The 17,243-nt window shown below is 59.0% G+C and carries 15 protein-coding genes and 4 pseudogenes; 10 read left to right on the top strand and 9 right to left on the bottom strand.

Annotated elements, in window-relative coordinates; all coding sequences use genetic code 11:
• The first annotated feature begins 6 nt into the window (after positions 1 to 6).
• The 9 genes and pseudogenes from FNL56_RS09655 to FNL56_RS09695 all read left to right on the top strand — a co-directional run bounded on the left by FNL56_RS09655 (position 7) and on the right by FNL56_RS09695 (position 7,087).
• Entirely contained in the window at positions 7 to 1,473 is a 1,467-nt protein-coding gene (locus FNL56_RS09655) for a TolC family protein (RefSeq protein ID WP_143581967.1), read from the top strand.
• A gap of 14 nt (positions 1,474 to 1,487) precedes the next feature.
• Positions 1,488 to 2,870 (top strand): multicopper oxidase family protein, encoded by a 1,383-nt coding sequence (locus tag FNL56_RS09660; RefSeq protein ID WP_143577768.1) that lies wholly within the window; start codon positions 1,488 to 1,490, stop codon positions 2,868 to 2,870.
• 60 nt (positions 2,871 to 2,930) lie between these two features.
• On the top strand, positions 2,931 to 3,233 hold the full coding sequence (locus tag FNL56_RS09665; RefSeq protein WP_143577769.1) for a copper-binding protein: 303 nt from the start codon (positions 2,931 to 2,933) through the stop codon (positions 3,231 to 3,233).
• 94 nt (positions 3,234 to 3,327) lie between these two features.
• Complete coding sequence (copC, locus tag FNL56_RS09670) at positions 3,328 to 3,696, top strand: copper homeostasis periplasmic binding protein CopC (protein ID WP_143577770.1); 369 nt, start codon at positions 3,328 to 3,330, stop codon at positions 3,694 to 3,696.
• The gene (copD, locus tag FNL56_RS09675; protein ID WP_143577771.1) at positions 3,696 to 4,625 is read left to right on the top strand and encodes a copper homeostasis membrane protein CopD; all 930 of its coding nucleotides are present in this window, start codon (positions 3,696 to 3,698) and stop codon (positions 4,623 to 4,625) included. Before copC ends, copD begins: the two co-directional genes overlap by 1 nt.
• Before the next feature lie 50 nt (positions 4,626 to 4,675).
• Positions 4,676 to 5,013, top strand: a pseudogene (locus FNL56_RS09680) (four-helix bundle copper-binding protein).
• A gap of 66 nt (positions 5,014 to 5,079) precedes the next feature.
• Positions 5,080 to 5,571 (top strand): DUF305 domain-containing protein, encoded by a 492-nt coding sequence (locus FNL56_RS09685; protein ID WP_143578580.1) that lies wholly within the window; start codon positions 5,080 to 5,082, stop codon positions 5,569 to 5,571.
• A 39-nt stretch (positions 5,572 to 5,610) separates the two neighbouring features.
• Positions 5,611 to 6,785: pseudogene (locus tag FNL56_RS09690) on the top strand (OpgC domain-containing protein).
• A complete protein-coding gene (locus tag FNL56_RS09695) occupies positions 6,782 to 7,087 on the top strand; it encodes a hypothetical protein (RefSeq protein WP_143577773.1) in 306 nt (101 codons plus the stop codon). Before FNL56_RS09690 ends, FNL56_RS09695 begins: the two are co-directional and overlap by 4 nt.
• Positions 7,088 to 7,134: 47 nt before the next feature.
• Here the strand turns inward: FNL56_RS09695 and FNL56_RS09700 are convergent.
• From FNL56_RS09700 to FNL56_RS09730, 7 genes and pseudogenes are all read right to left on the bottom strand, one after another.
• A pseudogene (locus tag FNL56_RS09700) lies at positions 7,135 to 7,428 on the bottom strand (transposase); the annotation flags it as partial.
• A 324-nt stretch (positions 7,429 to 7,752) separates the two neighbouring features.
• Entirely contained in the window at positions 7,753 to 8,328 is a 576-nt protein-coding gene (locus FNL56_RS28600) for a site-specific integrase (RefSeq protein ID WP_256365971.1), read from the bottom strand.
• A 48-nt stretch (positions 8,329 to 8,376) separates the two neighbouring features.
• A pseudogene (locus FNL56_RS28990) lies at positions 8,377 to 8,781 on the bottom strand (tyrosine-type recombinase/integrase); the annotation flags it as partial.
• 42 nt (positions 8,782 to 8,823) lie between these two features.
• Positions 8,824 to 9,648, bottom strand: coding sequence for an IS5 family transposase (locus FNL56_RS09710; protein WP_143577461.1), 825 nt, complete (start codon positions 9,646 to 9,648; stop codon positions 8,824 to 8,826).
• Positions 9,649 to 9,716: 68 nt separating this feature from the next.
• Positions 9,717 to 9,887, bottom strand: a complete 171-nt coding sequence (locus FNL56_RS28805; protein ID WP_368039338.1) for an Arm DNA-binding domain-containing protein — start codon at positions 9,885 to 9,887, stop codon at positions 9,717 to 9,719.
• A 269-nt stretch (positions 9,888 to 10,156) separates the two neighbouring features.
• The gene (locus FNL56_RS09725) at positions 10,157 to 11,359 is read right to left on the bottom strand and encodes a site-specific integrase (RefSeq protein ID WP_143577775.1); all 1,203 of its coding nucleotides are present in this window, start codon (positions 11,357 to 11,359) and stop codon (positions 10,157 to 10,159) included.
• Positions 11,360 to 11,566: 207 nt separating this feature from the next.
• A complete protein-coding gene (locus FNL56_RS09730) occupies positions 11,567 to 12,058 on the bottom strand; it encodes a hypothetical protein (RefSeq protein ID WP_143581969.1) in 492 nt (163 codons plus the stop codon).
• Between the two features lie 99 nt (positions 12,059 to 12,157).
• On the opposite strand from FNL56_RS09730, the gene FNL56_RS09735 reads away from it, so the two are divergent.
• Complete coding sequence (locus tag FNL56_RS09735; RefSeq protein WP_256365965.1) at positions 12,158 to 13,837, top strand: DNA adenine methylase; 1,680 nt, start codon at positions 12,158 to 12,160, stop codon at positions 13,835 to 13,837.
• Positions 13,838 to 14,047: 210 nt separating this feature from the next.
• Here the strand turns inward: FNL56_RS09735 and FNL56_RS09740 are convergent.
• Both FNL56_RS09740 and FNL56_RS09745 read right to left on the bottom strand, forming a co-directional pair.
• Positions 14,048 to 15,243 (bottom strand): IS3 family transposase gene (locus tag FNL56_RS09740; protein WP_441351235.1). Its coding sequence is split into 2 segments (ribosomal slippage): positions 14,048 to 14,982 and positions 14,982 to 15,243, totalling 1,197 coding nucleotides; the frame shifts between segments, so codons are not numbered across the junction.
• A 72-nt stretch (positions 15,244 to 15,315) separates the two neighbouring features.
• Positions 15,316 to 16,395, bottom strand: coding sequence for a hypothetical protein (locus FNL56_RS09745; RefSeq protein WP_143577778.1), 1,080 nt, complete (start codon positions 16,393 to 16,395; stop codon positions 15,316 to 15,318).
• Positions 16,396 to 17,243 lie beyond the last annotated feature (848 nt).

Below are 17,243 nucleotides of genomic sequence, written 5' to 3' on the forward strand. Positions count from 1 at the left end.
GCGGACATGTCCGACACGCATCATATCCGCCGCCGTACGCCCGCCCGTCGCGGCTCCAGGCCCGCAGCGGCCGCAGTCCTGCTTTCGTCGCTCTTCCTCTCCGGATGCGCTACCTTCTCACCTGATGCCGGCATGGGCGTCGTCGCAGGCGTCGCCGGCGAGACGATCAAGAAGGACGTCATCTCGATCAAGACGCAGGACGACGCGCTGCGCGCCGACGGTGCGGTCAAGAGCCTGCTTCGGCGCTCGCTGACGGTGGACAGCGCGGTGCAGGTCGCGCTGCTCAGCAACCGCGGGCTCCAGGCCGCATACAACGAATTGGCGCTCGCCGAGACCGACCTCGTCGCGGACACTCTGCCGCCCAACCCGACGTTCTCCATATCCCGCATCTCCGGAAGCGGAGCGGTCGAGATCGAGCGCCAGATCGTGGGAGACATCCTCGCTCTCGCAACGCTGCCGTTTCGTTCGGAGATCGCCCGCCAGCGCTTCCAGAAGGCGCAACTGCGCGCTGCCGAAGACACGCTGCGGCTCGCCGCGGACGTCCGCCGCGCTTATTATAGGACGGTGGCCGCCAACGAACTCGTCGGCCTTTTGACCGACGCCAAGTCGACGGCCGAATCCACGGCCCAGCTTGCGGGCAAGCTCGGCCAGACCGGGTCGCTCAACAAGCTCGACCAGGCCCGCGAGCAAGTATTCTATGCGAAAACGACGGCCGATCTGGCGACCATGCGACAGGAGGCGACGACCTCCCGCGAGCGGCTGATCCGTCTGCTAGGTCTCTGGGATGGCGACATCGGTATTAAGCTTCCGCAGCGGCTTCCGCCCCTCCCGCGCCGTCCGTTGTTTCTTCCGGGCATCGAGGTCGACGCCGTCACCCACCGCATCGATCTGCAGATCGCGCGCATCGAACTCGCCGCGCTTGCAAAGTCGCTGAACCTCACCCAGGCCAGCCGGTTCGTGACGATGCTCGACGTCGCCGGCATCGACCGCAAGACCCGCGATGCTGAGGGGGCGCCGTTTCGGGAGCGGGGCTTCGACATCCAGTTCCAGATCCCGATCTACGACGGCGGCGAAGTTCGCGTGCGCCAGGCTACCGAAACCTACAATCAGTCGTTCAACCTGCTGACCGAGAAGGCGGTGAACGTCCGCTCGGAGGCGCGCGACGCTTTCCGGGTTTACCGCTCCACCTACGACATCGCCGGCCACTACCAGCGCGAGGTCATTCCGCTACGCAAGATCATCTCGGACGAGATGCAATTGCGCTTCGGGAGCATGCAGGTCGACGTGTTCGCCCTGTTGACGGAGGCACGGCAACGTATCGCGGCGCTGCGCGCTGCCATCGAGGCCAAACGCGACTTCTGGCTTTCGCAATCCGAGCTACAGACCGCGGTCAACGGCGGCGGTCGCAGTGAATACCAACCCGGAACCAAGTCGTCGACGACCGCGCAGGCGTCCGGCGGCGGGGGGCATTGACGATGGAGAATCCCATGTTGTCCCGCAGAAACTTCCTCGGCACCGCCACAGCTCTCGCTGGCGCGGCCGCCATCACCGGCCGCGCGCAGGCGGCAAGCATTCCCGAAGCCCCGACGATGGAGAAGGTCACAATGCAGCCGCCACTGCATCCGACCAGCGGTCCCGACTACAATCCCGTGGTCACGCTGAACGGTTGGACCCTGCCGTGGCGGATGAATGGCGACTGGAAAGAATTCCATCTCGTCGCCGAGCCGGTCGAACGCGAATTCGCCGAAGGCATGAAGGCGCATCTATGGGGCTACAACGGTCAGTCGCCGGGTCCCACCATCGAGACCGTGGAAGGCGACAAGGTCCGGATTTTCGTCACCAACAAGCTGCCCGAGCACACGACGGTGCACTGGCACGGGGTCATCCTGCCGGCCGGGATGGACGGCGTGGGCGGCCTGAGCCAGCCGCACATCCCGCCGGGCAAGACGTTCGTCTACGAATTCGAGATGAAGCACAGCGGCACGTTCATGTACCACCCGCATTCGGACGAGATGGTTCAGATGGCGATGGGAATGATGGGGATGATCGTCGTGCATCCGCGCGACAAATCGTTCCGGCCCGTCGACCGCGACTTCGTCTTCATCATGAGCAGCTATGACATCGATCCCGGCACCTATCTGCCGAAGGTCACCGAGATGACCAACTTCAACATGTGGGCCTGGAATAGCCGTGTGTTTCCCGGCATTGATCCGTTGGCTGTGCGCTTGGGCGACCGCGTCCGGGTCCGCATGGGCAACCTGACGATGACCAACCATCCGATCCATCTCCATGGACACAATTTTGCCGTCAGTTGTACGGACGGCGGCTGGGTGCCCGAGAGCGCGCAGTGGCCTGAAGTCACGTCCGACATTCCCGTGGGCGCGATCCGCGCGTTCGACTTCACCGCCGACAATCCCGGCGACTGGGCGTTCCACTGTCACAAGTCGCATCACACCATGAATTCCATGGGCCACGACGTCCGCAATCTGATCGGGGTCAACAAGAAGGATCTGGCGAAGGTCCTGGGCAAGCTCGCTCCCGACGCGATGGTGATGGGAACGACCGGCGGTGCCATGGGCGAGATGGAGATGCCGATGCCCGACAACACGTTGCCGATGATGACGGGCTCCGGGCAGTTCGGCCCGATCGAGATGGGTGGGATGTTCACCGTCATGAAGATCCGCGAGGGCCTCGCGCGCGACGACTACAAGGATCCAGGTCCCTACGACTTCCCGAAAGGCACCGTCGCCTATCAAGTCGACGCGCCGCAGAGCACCGCGCCGCGTCAGATCAATGACAAGGTTAAAGCCACGCCTGCGGCCCCGCAGGAGATGAAGGGCATGAACATGAAGGGGATGAAAGGGATGTGAGGTCTTCAGCAACGCCGACCAAATCGAAACACAAGATCAACTCATCAAATCGGAAAGAAAATGAATAGCAACAAATTCGCAGCAGCGACCATGATCCTTTCCCTCCTTGCTTCGACCGCCGTCTTCGCAGAGGACGCGATGGTCAACGGCGAAGTGAAGAAGGTCGACGAGACCGCGAAGAAAATCACGCTCAAGCACGGCGCGATCAAGAACCTGGGCATGGACGAGGACGGCATGACGATGGTCTTCAAGGTCCAGGATCCCGCGATGCTCAAGCAGGTGAAGGCCGGCGACAAGGTTCAGTTCACGGCCGAGCGTGGCAGCGACGGCATTGCCATCACCAAGATCCAGAAGTCCAAATAGTCGCCGACCCATTGCCCCACCATGGACGAGATGTGCCCACGGTGGGGTGGCATTTGATTGAACAAAGTACACGAACTACCTTGAAGGACGACCAATGTCTAATCTCGCCCGCATCGCCGTCGCCGCTATTGCCGCGATGGCACTCACGCCCGGCGTCGCTCAGGCTCACCCCGAATTTCAATCGGCGGAACCTGCCGCCGGGAAGTCGTCGGCACCGCCGAAGCAGATCCGCATCCTGTTCAACGAGAGCGTAATTCCGCAGTTCTCCGGCATCGAATTGAAGGACCAGTCCGGAATGGCGATCGCAGTCGGAAAGGCGACTACCGATCCGACCAACAGGAAGCTGATGATCGTGCCGCTCAAGGACCATTTGGCACCGGGCGACTATAAGGTCGAGTGGCACGCCGTGTCAGACGACACCCACAAAGTGAAGGGCAGCTACTCCTTCGGCGTGGCGCGCTGATGATCGATCTCGGGCTCGTCCTCGCACGCTTCCTGCACTACGTGGCATGCACCACGTTGGCTGGAGCGGCGTTCTTCCCTCTCTACGCCTACGACGGCGCTGAGCCCGAGACGCTCGCCCGTTGGAGGAGCAAGGTCATGCTTTGGTCCTCGGTACTCGCTCTCGCGAGCGGCCTTGCCTGGTTCGCCTTCGTAGTCGCCAACATGAGCGGCGCGCTCGCGGACGTCGCCGATCCCGAGATCGTCGGTTCGGTCGTCCGCGATACAGGCTTCGGCGTGGTGTGGACGGCGCGCATGTTGGTCGCGGCGGTGCTCGTCGCGGTCACGATCCTGCAGTCGTCGGCGCGCACTTCAATGGGCGGCAATCTGGTGGCGTCCTTCCTCGCCGCCGGACTTCTCGCGTCGCTTGCCGGCACCGGGCACTCCCAGGTCGAAGAAGGGTGGCAAGGCCTGCTGCACATAGGCGCCGACGTCGCGCACCTCCTCGCCGCTGGCGCGTGGCTCGGAGGGCTGGCGCCTCTCGGCTTCATCCTGCTCGGCCGCGCCGGGTCGAGGGCGGGCCCTGGTGCCATCGACGGCGTGCTGATGCGTTTCTCCGGCATGGGATATGCCGCCGTTGCGACGCTCGTCGGAACCGGCCTGGTGAATAGCTGGCTGCTTGTCGGGTCCGTGTCCAGTCTGGTGCACAGCGTCTATGGGCAGATACTGATGGCGAAACTGGCGTTCTTCGCGGGGATGCTGGCGCTCGCCGCGGCCAACCGGTTCTGGCTGGTGCCGGCACTGGAAGCGTCCGGACACGGCGCCGCCGTCGGCTCCGACGTCTGGCGAAACAAATTGCGGAATCACGTGTTGAGCGAACAGGGTCTGGGCCTGCTCGTCCTGTTGAGCGTGAGCGTCCTCGGAACAATCCGGCCGGCAATCGGACAATGACCGGCGAGAGCGGCTGCCGTCCCGGCGGTCGGCAAGACAGGAGGATTGCCATGAGGATGAGCGCGCACATGCAGGAATGCATCGATCGCTGTCTGCGCTGCTATCAGACCTGCTTCAGAATGGCGATGAACCATTGCCTGGAGCGCGGCGGAAAGCACGTCGAGCCGAGACATTTCAGGCTCGTCACCGCTTGCGCACAGATAGGCAGATAGGCAGGACATAGGCGCATTCGATGCTGATGAATTCGCTCCATCACAAGCACCTCTGCCGCGAATGGGCAGAGATCTGCAACGAATGCGCCGCGGACTACCAACGCATCGGCGGCATGGAGGACTGCGTGAAGGCCTGCAGGGCCAGCGCCGAGAGTTGCCGCGCAATGGCGGCATAGAGAAAGCGAAACGAGCAGTTCCACTGCATCCGTATCAACAGAAATTAAGGAAGCAATGCGATGAATATGAGCTATGCGCGCTTCGGCGCAATGATCGTCGTCTCCACGGTGGTGATGTTCGGCCTCATGTATCTCAACACATATGCGATCGACCACGTGTTCTTCAGCCAGACCCGGATGTGGATGGCCTTCGTGATGGGCGCAGTGATGGCGGCGATCATGCTTACCTTCATGATGAAGATGTATCCGGACAAGCGGACCAATACCGGGATCTTCCTCGGCAGCGCGCTGATTTTCGTGGTCGCGTTGTGGCTGGTCCGCGGCCAGCAGACCGTCGACGATGTCTCCTACATGAAGGCAATGATTCCGCACCATTCGATCGCCATCATGACGAGCGAGCGCGCTCATATCCGCGATCCGCGCGTGCGCAAGCTCGCCGACGGAATCATTGAGGCGCAGGTGAGGGAAATCGCTGAAATGAAGCAGCTGATCGCAGACCTTGGCCGCAACGCGCCGCCCGCCGGAGCGCCCGACCTGCCAGCGCGCTCTCCGAAATGAGGGACATCGAAAACGTACTCCGGCGAACTGGCGGGATCGATGACGCATGAGAATCCGCCTATCTCGGGGTCGAGACGCGATCTGCGTCTCGACCTGTTCCGCGGACTGGCGAACTGGGCGATCTTCCTCGATCACATCCCGAACAACGCCGTGGCGTGGGTGACGACGAGGAATTACGGCTTCAGCGATGCCGCTGACATCTTCGTGTTCATTTCCGGATACACGGCTGCGTTCGTGTATGCGCGACGGATGGCAACGCAAGGCATTCTTGCCGGAACGGCGCTGCTGCTCCGTCGCGTTTGGCAATTGTACGTTGCGCACATCCTTCTTTTCGTGTTCTACGCGGTGGCGATCGGCTACGTCGCGCAGCGGGGACATTCCCATCTCCTGGACGAGTTCACGTCGCCGGACTGATCGAACACCCGATTGCGACCCTATCACAAGGACTCCTGTTGAAGTTCAAGCCGCTGAACCTCGATGTGCTGCCGCTGTACATCGTGATCATGGCCGGCTTCCCGCCGCTTCTCGTTCTGATGCGGCGGTCGCCGGATCTGGCGTTGGGAGCGTCGGCCGCCGTGTACGTCCTAGCTCATCTTTTCGACTGGAACTTCACGGCTTACCCGTCGGGCGGCTGGTACTTCAACCCGTTCGCATGGCAGCTTCTGTTCACCATGGGTGCCTGGGCTGCGCTCGGTGGACGCGGTCGCGTTCAGGCGCTCGCGCGCTCCAACATCGTATTGGCCGCCAGCGTGGCGTTCGTCATCTTCGCGCTTGTCGTCACCTCGGCGATCCGCTTCCATTCCAGGGATATCCTACCCGCCGCCTTGATCGATTTCTTCGATCCCAATGACAAGACCAACCTGGCTCCGTACCGGATCCTGCACTTGATGGCCCTCGCGTTCGTCGTCATCCGACTTTTGCCCCGGGACTGGCGGGGACTGCGATCCCTTGTGCTACGCCCGCTGATCGTCTGTGGACAACGTTCGCTGGAAGTTTTCTGCGTGGGCATCTTTCTGTCGTTCGTCGGGCACTTCATCCTCGAGATGTACTCGAATGCCTTTATCACGCAGATCGCCGTAAGCGCGATCGGCATTGCGTTGATGATCGCAGTAGCTTTTTATCGGACCTGGTCGCGGACGCTGGATGCGCCTTCGGCCGTTGAAAAACATTTCGCTGCGGGTCGGCGGCCGGCGCAGCAGGGAGCGATCAAATGACGAGACGTTGGGTCACGGGCGTCGTCGCCATGTTGGTCGGTCTGGGCGGAGTGGTGCTTTATTTCGGCGCCGGTGCGTACGACATGGGAGCCGACGCGCCGCACTGGGACGTCACCCGGAGGGCCATCGAGATAGTCCGCGACCGCTCGATCGCCGCGCACACGAAGGACATTGAACTGCCCGGGCTTGAGGACAAGCAGCTCGTGTCGAAGGGGGCAGGGCAGTATGTGTTTCGACGTGGGGTCTGGACGCCGATCGGCGCCGGGGTCACCGTTCCCACATCAACAAAATCAAGACTTTAGATCCGCGCGGGCAACAATTAGGGGGTCAAAGTTCGATCAGCATTCACAAGCGCCTTCTCGGCCATCCGGCGCGGCTCCAGAAAGCCCGGAAAATATGAGCCCTTGCGCAGCTTCGGGATCCGCAGCTCGACCGTGCCGGCCCGGGTCTCCCAGTCGCGTTCGCGGTAGCCGTTGCGCTGCACCAGCCGCTCCGCGCTCTTCTCGCCGTGGCCGGCACCGGTCAACGCGGCCACCTCCAGTTCCATCAGCCGCTCGGCGGCGAAGCCGATCATCTGGCGCAAAATATCCGCGTCGGGGGTCTTCTCCACGAGCGCACGAAGGTTCATCATCTCGCTGGTCATCGGTGGTTCCTCGGTTGCATTGCGTGTTGCAACCCGATCCTACCGGCGAACCGCCGGTGACCAACACATGCCGCTCGCTCGCTACAGCGCCATTTGAAAGCGCGCTTCGCGAGCGGCATAAGATCAGAAACCTACACCACCACGCGGGACACGATCGACAGTCGTCACAGGCTTGATCGAATAACGCAGGTTTATTCGGCTTTTATGGTCGGGGATCAACGTTCGGGACGCAGGGGTCGCAGGTTCGCCGTTCGCTATTTTTTGCTCGCGCACTACGTTTATGCAGTATCGCGGGAGTTTTCACTTGTAGTGGTGGCCGGGGGCCTAGCAAGTGGTAGGCTGAAGCTGCGATAAATAGTCGGACCACCACTGCATCATTTTCCGCCGGTCTGGCAGCCATTCAGCCGCATTGTAGGCGCGCCTTACTTCGTTTCGTTCGACGTGCGCGAGCTGACGTTCAATCCAGTCACGATTAAACAAATTGCTTTCGTTCAAAATTGTGGAAGCCACACCGCGAAACCCGTGTGTTGTCGCGCGACCATGATAGCCCATCCTATAGAGAGCATAAAGCATGGTGTTGCTAGACATGCATCGCTCCTTGCCTGCTGATGGAAAGATATGGTCGCTCTTTCCCGCCAAGACGCGAAGTTCTTTTAGTAGTTGTACCGCTTGGGTGGACAACGGAACTATGTGCTCTAAGCGCATCTTCATTCTGTCAGCAGGGATTCGCCATTGAGGTGATATTCCATTGAGGTCTTCGAGTTCATCCCATTTTCCCGCACGCAGCTCCGTTGTTCTGAGAAACGTTAGGGTCACCAACTTTAGCGCCAGCTTGGTCTGTAATTTGCCCCCATATGTCTGCAATTCTCGCAAGAATTTCGGAAGGTCGGCAGCTGGCATAGCCCTGTGGTGCTGCGGTTCGCCGGTCGCCCGTAATGCGTCTTTGAGATCAGCGGAGGGATCGCGTTTGGCTCGGCCTGTTACGATGGCAAACCGAAAAATCTGCCCCACTAGCTGCTTCAATCGCCTGGCCGTTTCATTTACACCGCGTTTTTCGACTTTGCGGAGCATATCTAGTAGCTCGGGAGGCTCAAGTTCGGCGATTGGACGCCGGCCAATTTCTGGAAATACGTCCGCCTCCAGTCGGCGCAAGATCTGCCAAGCATAATAGGGAGTTCGCGCACTTTTCCAGTTTTCATGCCACTCACGTGCAACCGCTTCAAAGGTATTTTCACTGGCAATCCTTGCGGCTCGTTTCCGCTCCCTCTTCACCTGCGATGGATCAACACCGGAAGCCAAATTGCGCTTGGCTTCGTCGCGCGCCGCGCGAGCGTCCGTCAAGCTGACGGCGGGATAAACGCCTAAGAGTCTGACTCATAATGAATTCGTTTGATTTCAGGCTTTTGCAAGCCGTCTTATAAGGACGCGAATGTGAGCGACGAACGCCCAGGCAACGGCGCTGGCGATTGTGGTCTCGAAGTCCTTTGCCAATCTGCGGCAGCGACCGAGCCATCCGAACGTTCGTTCGACGACCCATCGGCGCGGTAGGATTTCGAAGCCCTGCTCCCTGTCGGATCGTTTTATGATTTCTATCGTCCAATTGCCGATGCGCTTCAAAGCTTGACGCAGCTTATCTCCGGCATAGCCACCATCGGCAAAAATATGGCGCAGCCACGGATAGCGATAACGTATCGAAGCAAGAACGCACGGGGCACCATCACGGTCCTGAATGCTGGCTTCGTGCACGACCAGCCCGACCAAGTTTCCTTGCGTGTCGGTGACGATGTGGCGCTTGCGGCCCTTGATTTTCTTACCTGCATCATAGCCCCGGGGGCCGCCGCTTTCCGTGGTTTTCACCGACTGGCTGTCAATCACTCCGGCCGTTGGGCTCGCCTCTCGGCCAGCCGCCTCGCGCGAGGCCATCACGAGCGTGTAGTTCAGCGACGCAAACAGTCCGCCGCGCGACCACGCGTAGAAATAGCCCTGCACCGTCGAGTAGGGCGGGAAATCCTTGGGCAACTGCCGCCATTGGCAGCCGGTCGACGCAATATACAGGATCGCATCCATCACCGTTCGCATATCTGTCGCACGCGGGCGACCGAGCGCCGAAGCAGGCGGCAGAAGCGGCTCCATCACAAACCACTCGGCATCCGTCGTATCGCTTTCATATCGCAAGCTCGCCCGCCTATAGTGTCGGCGGGTGATTTCAGTCCAGACCATCGTGCTCTCCCTCGAATCTTCGCAAATCCGAAGGAATCACAACTGGCTGAAATCACTCAGCTTCTTTTTCAGTCAGCCTCTAAGGCAAGCGTCCGCTGTTTACTCTGCCATCGGTAAGCCAAGCGCCAGTACTTCGACCCGTTGGTGTTGACGAGAAGATGCAGTCCACCGACGTCCGAAAGCTTCTGCGACGTTGATTGCTCTTTCACATTTCTGCACTTTAGGTCGCTGAGAGGCATGTTGGTATCTCGCCGTTAACGCCATTCGCATGCCAACAGATATACCAACAAATATCGTGGATGTCAGTCGCAGATTGTGGACGTAATCGGACGCTATTAATCGCAAAAATTACTGCAGCGCAGGGACCTTTTGGAATTTGTTGGATTTTCCTAGACGAACGCGTACGTCCTTGGATGAGTGTCGTGGTGGGCCCGGCAGGACTCGAACCTGCAACCAGACCGTTATGAGCGGCAGACGACACCAGATCGTTCATCACGATGCCCCATTTTTATTGAACCTTGATGGCGCTCGTGTTCGTTTTATCCTGCCGTTTCTGTGGCGAAGCTGAGGCGGTAGGTTTTGCCGTCATCTTCGCTACAGCATCCTTCAAATAATCTGGATGGTGATGACCGTAGACGCGAAGCAGAGTTTCGACCGACATCCCGAGATAGCCAGCAGCCTCCCAAGGAATGGTCCCGTTCTGCATCAGCCATGTAGCTGCCGTGTGGCGTAAGGTGTGCGGGGAAGCATGCTCGATATGAGATAACAACACGGCTTTGGCAAATCCCGTCTTGACCGATTTGACGGCCTCTCCGTGCCACTCCACGAAATGCGACCGGATGATGCCCTTGCGGTGCCATCGGCGCAGGTGAGCTAGCAGGCGCGGCGGGATAGGCATCGGCGTCTGGCGCTTGTTCGTCTCAGCAGCGCCTAGTGCGCGCCGGTAATACATTCCTCGATCAAGGTCTACAAATGACCGGCCTACGGCTGGGATTGGTGAAGCTGAAGCTATTGCACCGGCGCGGGTGCCGCTGTAGATGCCGATCACGATGAACCGTGCTACATGCCTTAGAGGTCTTTTGTCCGTGACGACCTTATGGCCCTTATTCGGTCCGCGATGAATTGTTTGAGTCTCACGAGCGCGCCAGCATGCCCATATTAGCCGGGCAGCCTCCGAACGAGTGAGCCAGCGGTCGCGGGGCTGGCCTTTTTTGGGCAAGACGACCCTGATAGTACCGCGATGCAAGCCCTCAAAGGTGTGGTGCCCGATAGCGGCCCGCAAGTCCTCCAGGTCACGGCGAGCGCCACCCCTGTTGCCCCGGTCGTGCGCATAGGCTCTACACGTTTCTCCGTTGACCGCAGAAAGCATCATCGCTTTCCAGAAATTGTTCAACCGCTCAATGCGTTTAAGAAATTTCGGAGCGTTGGGATTCTCGACGTAGAGGTCGGGCCGGTCATCGATGAAAATCGAGAGCACATCGGCAACCGGGATTTTGTCAATGTCCTGTTCTCTTCGCTCTGGTCTATATTTTAGAGCGATGTATTCTTTGAGGGCTTGCTCAGCCTTCGCAACTTCGCGCTCAGCGCATCCGGTGGCGCGATAGCTCGTTCCGTCTCGGATGACCCACGTAGGGTGGTGGGTAATCTTTCCGGCGCTGTCGCGTCGTGCTGGTCGAAGATGGAGCCGGGCACCTTTGCATTTACGCGGCATAGCTTACGCATCTCCTCAATAGCTGCGAGGGTGGTGAATTGTTTATTTGCCAGTATCTCAACCGTTAGACGCCCGCGCGCAATTTCACGACGGAGACCTGAAACGGTCATACCTCCAGCAGGAAACGCGAGGGTGACGGCTTCTGCAAGCCTCAACGGGGTATCAGGTCCGATTTGGGCGGGGGATAAAGCACCCTTCGTGCGCATCCTACGCTTGGCCTTTGTTGTCCGGCCGTCGCTCCCATTCGGCCATCATCAGCTTAAAGAGGCTGCCTAAATCGTGAGGCTCGAAGCCGCCACAGGGCTTTCCAGCAAGCGCACTCAGGACCTGTTCAACGCATTTTCGGCCTTTCTCCGTGAGGACGTATCCATCAGTTCGGCGGCCTTCGATGAAGTCGTCGGTTTCGATCAACCCGTAGCCTCCTTCGGCACTGCCCTTGCGGCCTCCGGCCGTAAGTGTTTCCAGCAAGCGGCTAGCGCCAGAGAGTGAGAGATCGAGCCCCCTCGCCACATCTCGCAAGCGAGGTATTCGCAGGCTTTTTCGATCCGAGGTTTCGAGAGCAATGAATAACAGGACTTGGCAACCTGCTCCTGTGATCCTTGGCGCATATTTGCGGATAATTTGTTGCGCATCGAGAAAACGGCGGAGCGGTTCCGTTTGCTGGGCAATCGATAGAAGTGCGGCTTTGGCTTTGGTCATAGACATCCTCCAAGACGGATTGACAATAGAACTAGTTTCTCTCACTTGTCAACAATGCTAATTGCGTATATCACTTCGCGACCATGAAGTGGATATGTCTTGCCAGATCACAACACACTCGGCCTCGCCTCTCATTGTCCCACAGACAACCGTGACAATGCTCAAGCTCTTCGGTCCTTCCCCTGGCCGGGGGACAAAGCCATGCACCTGAAGTGGCTTCTCCCGCTTCTGCCAGAGTGCAATCATTACGTTGAGCCGTTCGGCGGCTCAGCCGTCGCCCTGCTGAACCGGCCCAACTCGCCAATCGAGACGTACAACGACCTTGATGGGGAGGTCGTAAACTTCTTCGGGATCGTGCGGGACCAACCCGATGAACTTAAGCGTCTCATCGACCTCACACCCTACAGCCGCGCCGAGTTCGCGGCTTCGCTCGGCCCGAGCGAGCACCTATCCGACCTGGAGAGAGCAAGACGTTTCTATGTTCGCGTGAGGCAAAGCTACCAAGGATTTTCCGTGAACGCGCTTCCGTATAACTGGGGGACGACACCGAACGAGAGCAGGAATGGAATGTCCCTCGCTTCGGCACGCTTCAGGTCTGGCGCGACTCGGTTCAACGATCTTGCGTCACGACTAAGCGGGGTTTTAATGGATAGCCGCCCTGCCATGTCAGTCATAGCGGCACTAGACGCGCCGGACAGGCTATTCTATTGCGATCCGCCATATGTGGCTGAGACGTGGAAACGCAAAGATAAAACCTACACCAACATCTTGACCGACGATGATCATCGAGACCTTGCGAGTGCTCTCAATGAGTGTCGTGCCAAGGTGGCGATCTCGGGCTATGATTCCGTCCTCTACAGCGATCTTTACCCAGCGGCCAAGTGGCGGAAGATAATTGCTCCCCCTCAGAGAAGCCACGCGTCCAAACGCTACCGGCAGGAAGTTCTCTGGTGCAACTACGGGGACGATGGGAAGCGGCTTCGGCACACAATGGTCGCCGGGGCGGTGTTGGAAAATCCAACCCCCGCCAACACTCAGGTGAACGTGCTCGTCTCCCAAGTAGCGCTCGCAGCAATCGATGCCTGGAAGGCAAAAGGTCGCCAGCATAAGGCGCTCCACGCCTTCATGGGACGTACATACAGCCTCGCAAGCAAACTCAGCGATGACGAATCCGAATTCAACCGTATCATGCAGGCTCGGGGTATAAAGAAGCCGAAGCTCGATCACCTTTATTATCACCTGATCCAAGCATTTCAGCCCGAGGAACAGCGCGCTGACCCCGACATGAAGTCGGAAGCGTCGCGCTTGAAGCGGGCTTTCATCCAAGCCGAGGCGCTTGGCTACACGCCGGGGGATTTTGTGCGCCGGATCGAGCGCAAGGAAGTCGTGGCCGGAAGAAGGATCAGCGGCGTTAACAAGCTGATCAAGCTGGCTCGACTCTCAAAGCCGCTAAAGAGGGTGGATTTCACTTCCGAAGCGGCCGGACTGCCGGGCATGGCCCTTCCTGATCGCGGTGCAAGCTTCATCGACTTGTCGGGCTACCTCGCCACGATGCTGAATAAGGCCATTCCACATGGTGAGCGGCTCACTGCGATGGATGCGGCAGCGGACGCAGCGGAGAGGGCGGGCGTCTCGCCGGACCAGATTGAATTTCACCTATCGGTAATCCCAGGCCGGGTAACCATTGCCCCGGCCGCCCTCACCGGACGACCGGAGCCATGGCGGTCTCGTCCCAAGGCTCGCCGGTCGAAAGGGCTCGCAACAGCTTCGACAATCTGAGCCGTCCCACCAAGCTCCCGGCCTGAATCACTCGCGAATGACGGAAAAACGAACCGTTTGCTCCAGCACGGTCGTGGTCCAGCCCACTAAGCGACTGCTGACCGGGGCATGAGCCATCGTTTGCTTAACCTAAATGTATGAGACGCAGACCTGTCCGGCCTGCGACCTGTGCTGGTCAACAATGAAACGAGTTGACCTGAGCCCCAAGCTTCATCCAGCGATGGGAAGAATCCTTTGATCATTTGAGCCTGTGTGGCTCGGTGATGCAACGGGACGGGGCGCGGAGCCCCAAATCAGCTCATGCGGTCCGTCCCGTTGCATGTCGGACGCGTGGAGCTTGGCATAGGTAGCCGGTGGAAGATTGCCGATCGCGCTGTGAGGGCGGACGGTGTTGTAGTCGTCCTGCCATTCAGCAAGGACTTCGCGGGCATGGTTGAGGGACGAGAACAACGTCTCGTTCAGGAGTTCGTCGCGCAGGCGCCCATTGAAGCTTTCTACGAATGCGTTCTGCTGCGGCTTGCCTGGTGCGATGTAGTGCCATTCGATCCTGGTCTGCTGTGACCATCGCAAGATGGCCATGCTGGTAAATTCGGTACCGTTATCGCTGACGATCGTTAGCGGGGGACCACGCCGGGCGATCACCGCATCGAGCTCTCGGCCGACCCTTGTGCCCGAGAGCGACGTATCGGCAACCAATGCGATGCACTCGCGGGTGAAGTCGTCCACCACGGCCAGCATGCGGAAGCGCCGGCTGTCGGTCAGCGTGTCGCTGACAAAGTCGAGCGACCAGCGATGGTTGGGACCTTGGGGCAACGTCATCGGAGCCCTTGTTCCCAGCGCTTTCTTGCGACCACCACGCCGTCGAACCTGAAGCCGCTCCTCGGCGTACAGACGCCGCAGCTTCTTGTGATTGATCGAAACGCCATCGATGCGCAACAGTAGGAGCAGGCGACGGTAGCCAAACCGCCGTCTGATATTGGCCAGTTCGCGCAACCTCGCGCGAATGACAACATCGTCGGGCCGCACGCTGCGATAGCGTACCGAGGTTCGATCCGCTCCGATGACCGCACACGCCCGCCGCTGGCTGACCTCAAAACTTGAACAAAGGTGAGCCACAGCTTGTCGCTTCGCGACGGGCGTCATCATTTTTTTGAATTGAGATCCTTCAACATGGCGTTGTCGAGCATCGCTTCGGCCAGCAGCTTTTTTAGCTTGGCATTCTCGTCGGTCAGAACCTTCAGGCGGCGGGCCTCCGACACATCGAGCCCACCATACTTCGCCTTCCATTTGTAGAACGTCGCGCTGCTGATCCCGTGCTTGCGACAAACGTCCCCGGTCTTTGAGCCTGCCTCGTGCTCCCGCAGGATCGCGATGATCCGCTCTTCCGTGAACCTCGACTGCTTCATCTCCGTCTCCCTTCAGGTGACGGATTCTACCCATTTTTGGCGGAAGTTCAGGGGCTCAGGTCAGAGTCGCCTTCATCCAGCACTGAGCGGCGTAGCGTACTTCGTGGGTCGCCCTGGCCCCCGGTGAATTCCTGCTGCCTCTCTCCGTCCACGCTCAACTGATCGCGCCCGCCGCTTCCGGTCGGCGTCGCGTTTCCGGCGCTCAGCCTGTCGCTCGGCTTTGCTACGCTCGTCCACCTGGATCGGTCTCCGACCTGCGTTCGGCCGTTTGAAGTCGATGAGCTTGGCCTCCTCAACACCATGCAGCGTTACATCAGCAATCCGACCATCGACAAGGAAGTCTCGAACTGCCTCCGCTTGCCAGACATCGTAGACGTAGATGTCATAGCGCCCGTAGAAGTCCGGATTCCGAATCGCACCTCGCATCACGAACTGCTGGATATCTTCAATCTCACGGGCTCGTACGATCTGATCCTTGGTGAGACCGAACATTTCCAAGATCGCGGAGTCGGCGTCTTGCGCTTTGTTGGAATAGATGATCGCACAGGAAGTGAGTTGCCTATAAGCGTTCGTTCCTGCTTGGCGCGGACGTACCATCTTGCCTTTAAGCAGCGCCCTAAAACGGTCAAGGACAAGTTTGTTGCCCGACCAAAACCCCAGGTCAGGTAGCTTGCCGAGATAACGACCGACAATATCGAGGCAATCGCCCCCGTCGCCATCCTTCCAGAACTCGGTCGAGCCATGGTGCCTTGCGAAATAGTGGATGTGCACGTCTGGTTGATCCAACCGGGGAGATTCGATCAATTCGCGGCAACACTCGATCTCGTCGGGGAATATGCTGTTGGTCGCTATAGCGCACAGACTGGTATTATAACCGGACGCCGCGATCTTTACGCTCGCGCACATAGCAAGGTCACGAGGTGTCCAGAGAGACCACCAACGGATTGGCTTGGATCGGTCGAACGCTTCGTCCCAGGTTTTTACATCAACATACACCCCTGAAACGCTGAGTACGCGTTTGTGAAAGGCAGCAAGCTGATCGACCAGATCGTCTTGTATGAAGTGCCTAATAGATGGCGAATCAGCTTTCGACTGCACCTTGCACCACTTCGTGCCCTCGACGTTGGTTAGATCGTACAGCGTCTCAAGCAATCTAGACCCTACGGGCACTTGAAACTTACCGGATGCTACGGCGTCGGGAGTTTCATCGATACGAACGTGCCAACCTTTTATTTCGGCCGGATCGATTGATTGAAGTCCTTCGTGCGTTATAGCCAGAATGACATGGTGTGCGTTTTGATGCTGGCGACAAGCGTCAACGACACGCCGCTGAATCGGACCGGCTACGCGTTGGTCAGAGTGGATTGAGATTATTGTTGGTTGCGCTCCCGGCTGCCCCGCAAGTGATCTGAGCGACAGGACGTGTTCTTCAATCAGTGCCGTTCGAGGAACCGCAAGAATGTATCGACCTAGGCAGGTAATCATCTCGTTTAGCATCCGAAACGTTTTTCCCGATCCGGGCAAACCCTCGATTATGGTAATGCATGTAGGTTTCATTTTTCTCCGTGTTTGATCACGCCAAATGCGTCCGCTGCGTGTCTATGTATTTAGGATTATTGCGGACGTAATTATTTCTACCCGGTTCTGTGTCAGATAGCGAAATTGAAATGCAGCACGGGAAGGGAACGGAGGCGATCCGACGTGCTGAGCGAACGCGAAGCCGTCGAGCCGAACGGCTCCCGATCACGTGATGCTTGGGTGGCCCCTTTTTGGCCACCCGGCATGCCATTGCGTTGGGCTAAGTGAGATCAACCGCCTTCGCGCTGCTCGGCGTCGATCTGCGCTCCGCCCTTCAGGACGGCTGTCGGCGTGCGCCTCCGCCTCTCTTCGTGCGAGCGACTTCAAGTGCTGCTTTTTGAGCCCAGATCGATGTCGGCACGATCTGTCGCTGCCACTCAAGCCGGAGTTCTTTTCTTCCTCAGGACTGGGAACCTGAAAAC

The organism is Tardiphaga sp. vice304 (genome assembly GCF_007018905.1).
GTDB lineage: Bacteria > Pseudomonadota > Alphaproteobacteria > Rhizobiales > Xanthobacteraceae > Tardiphaga.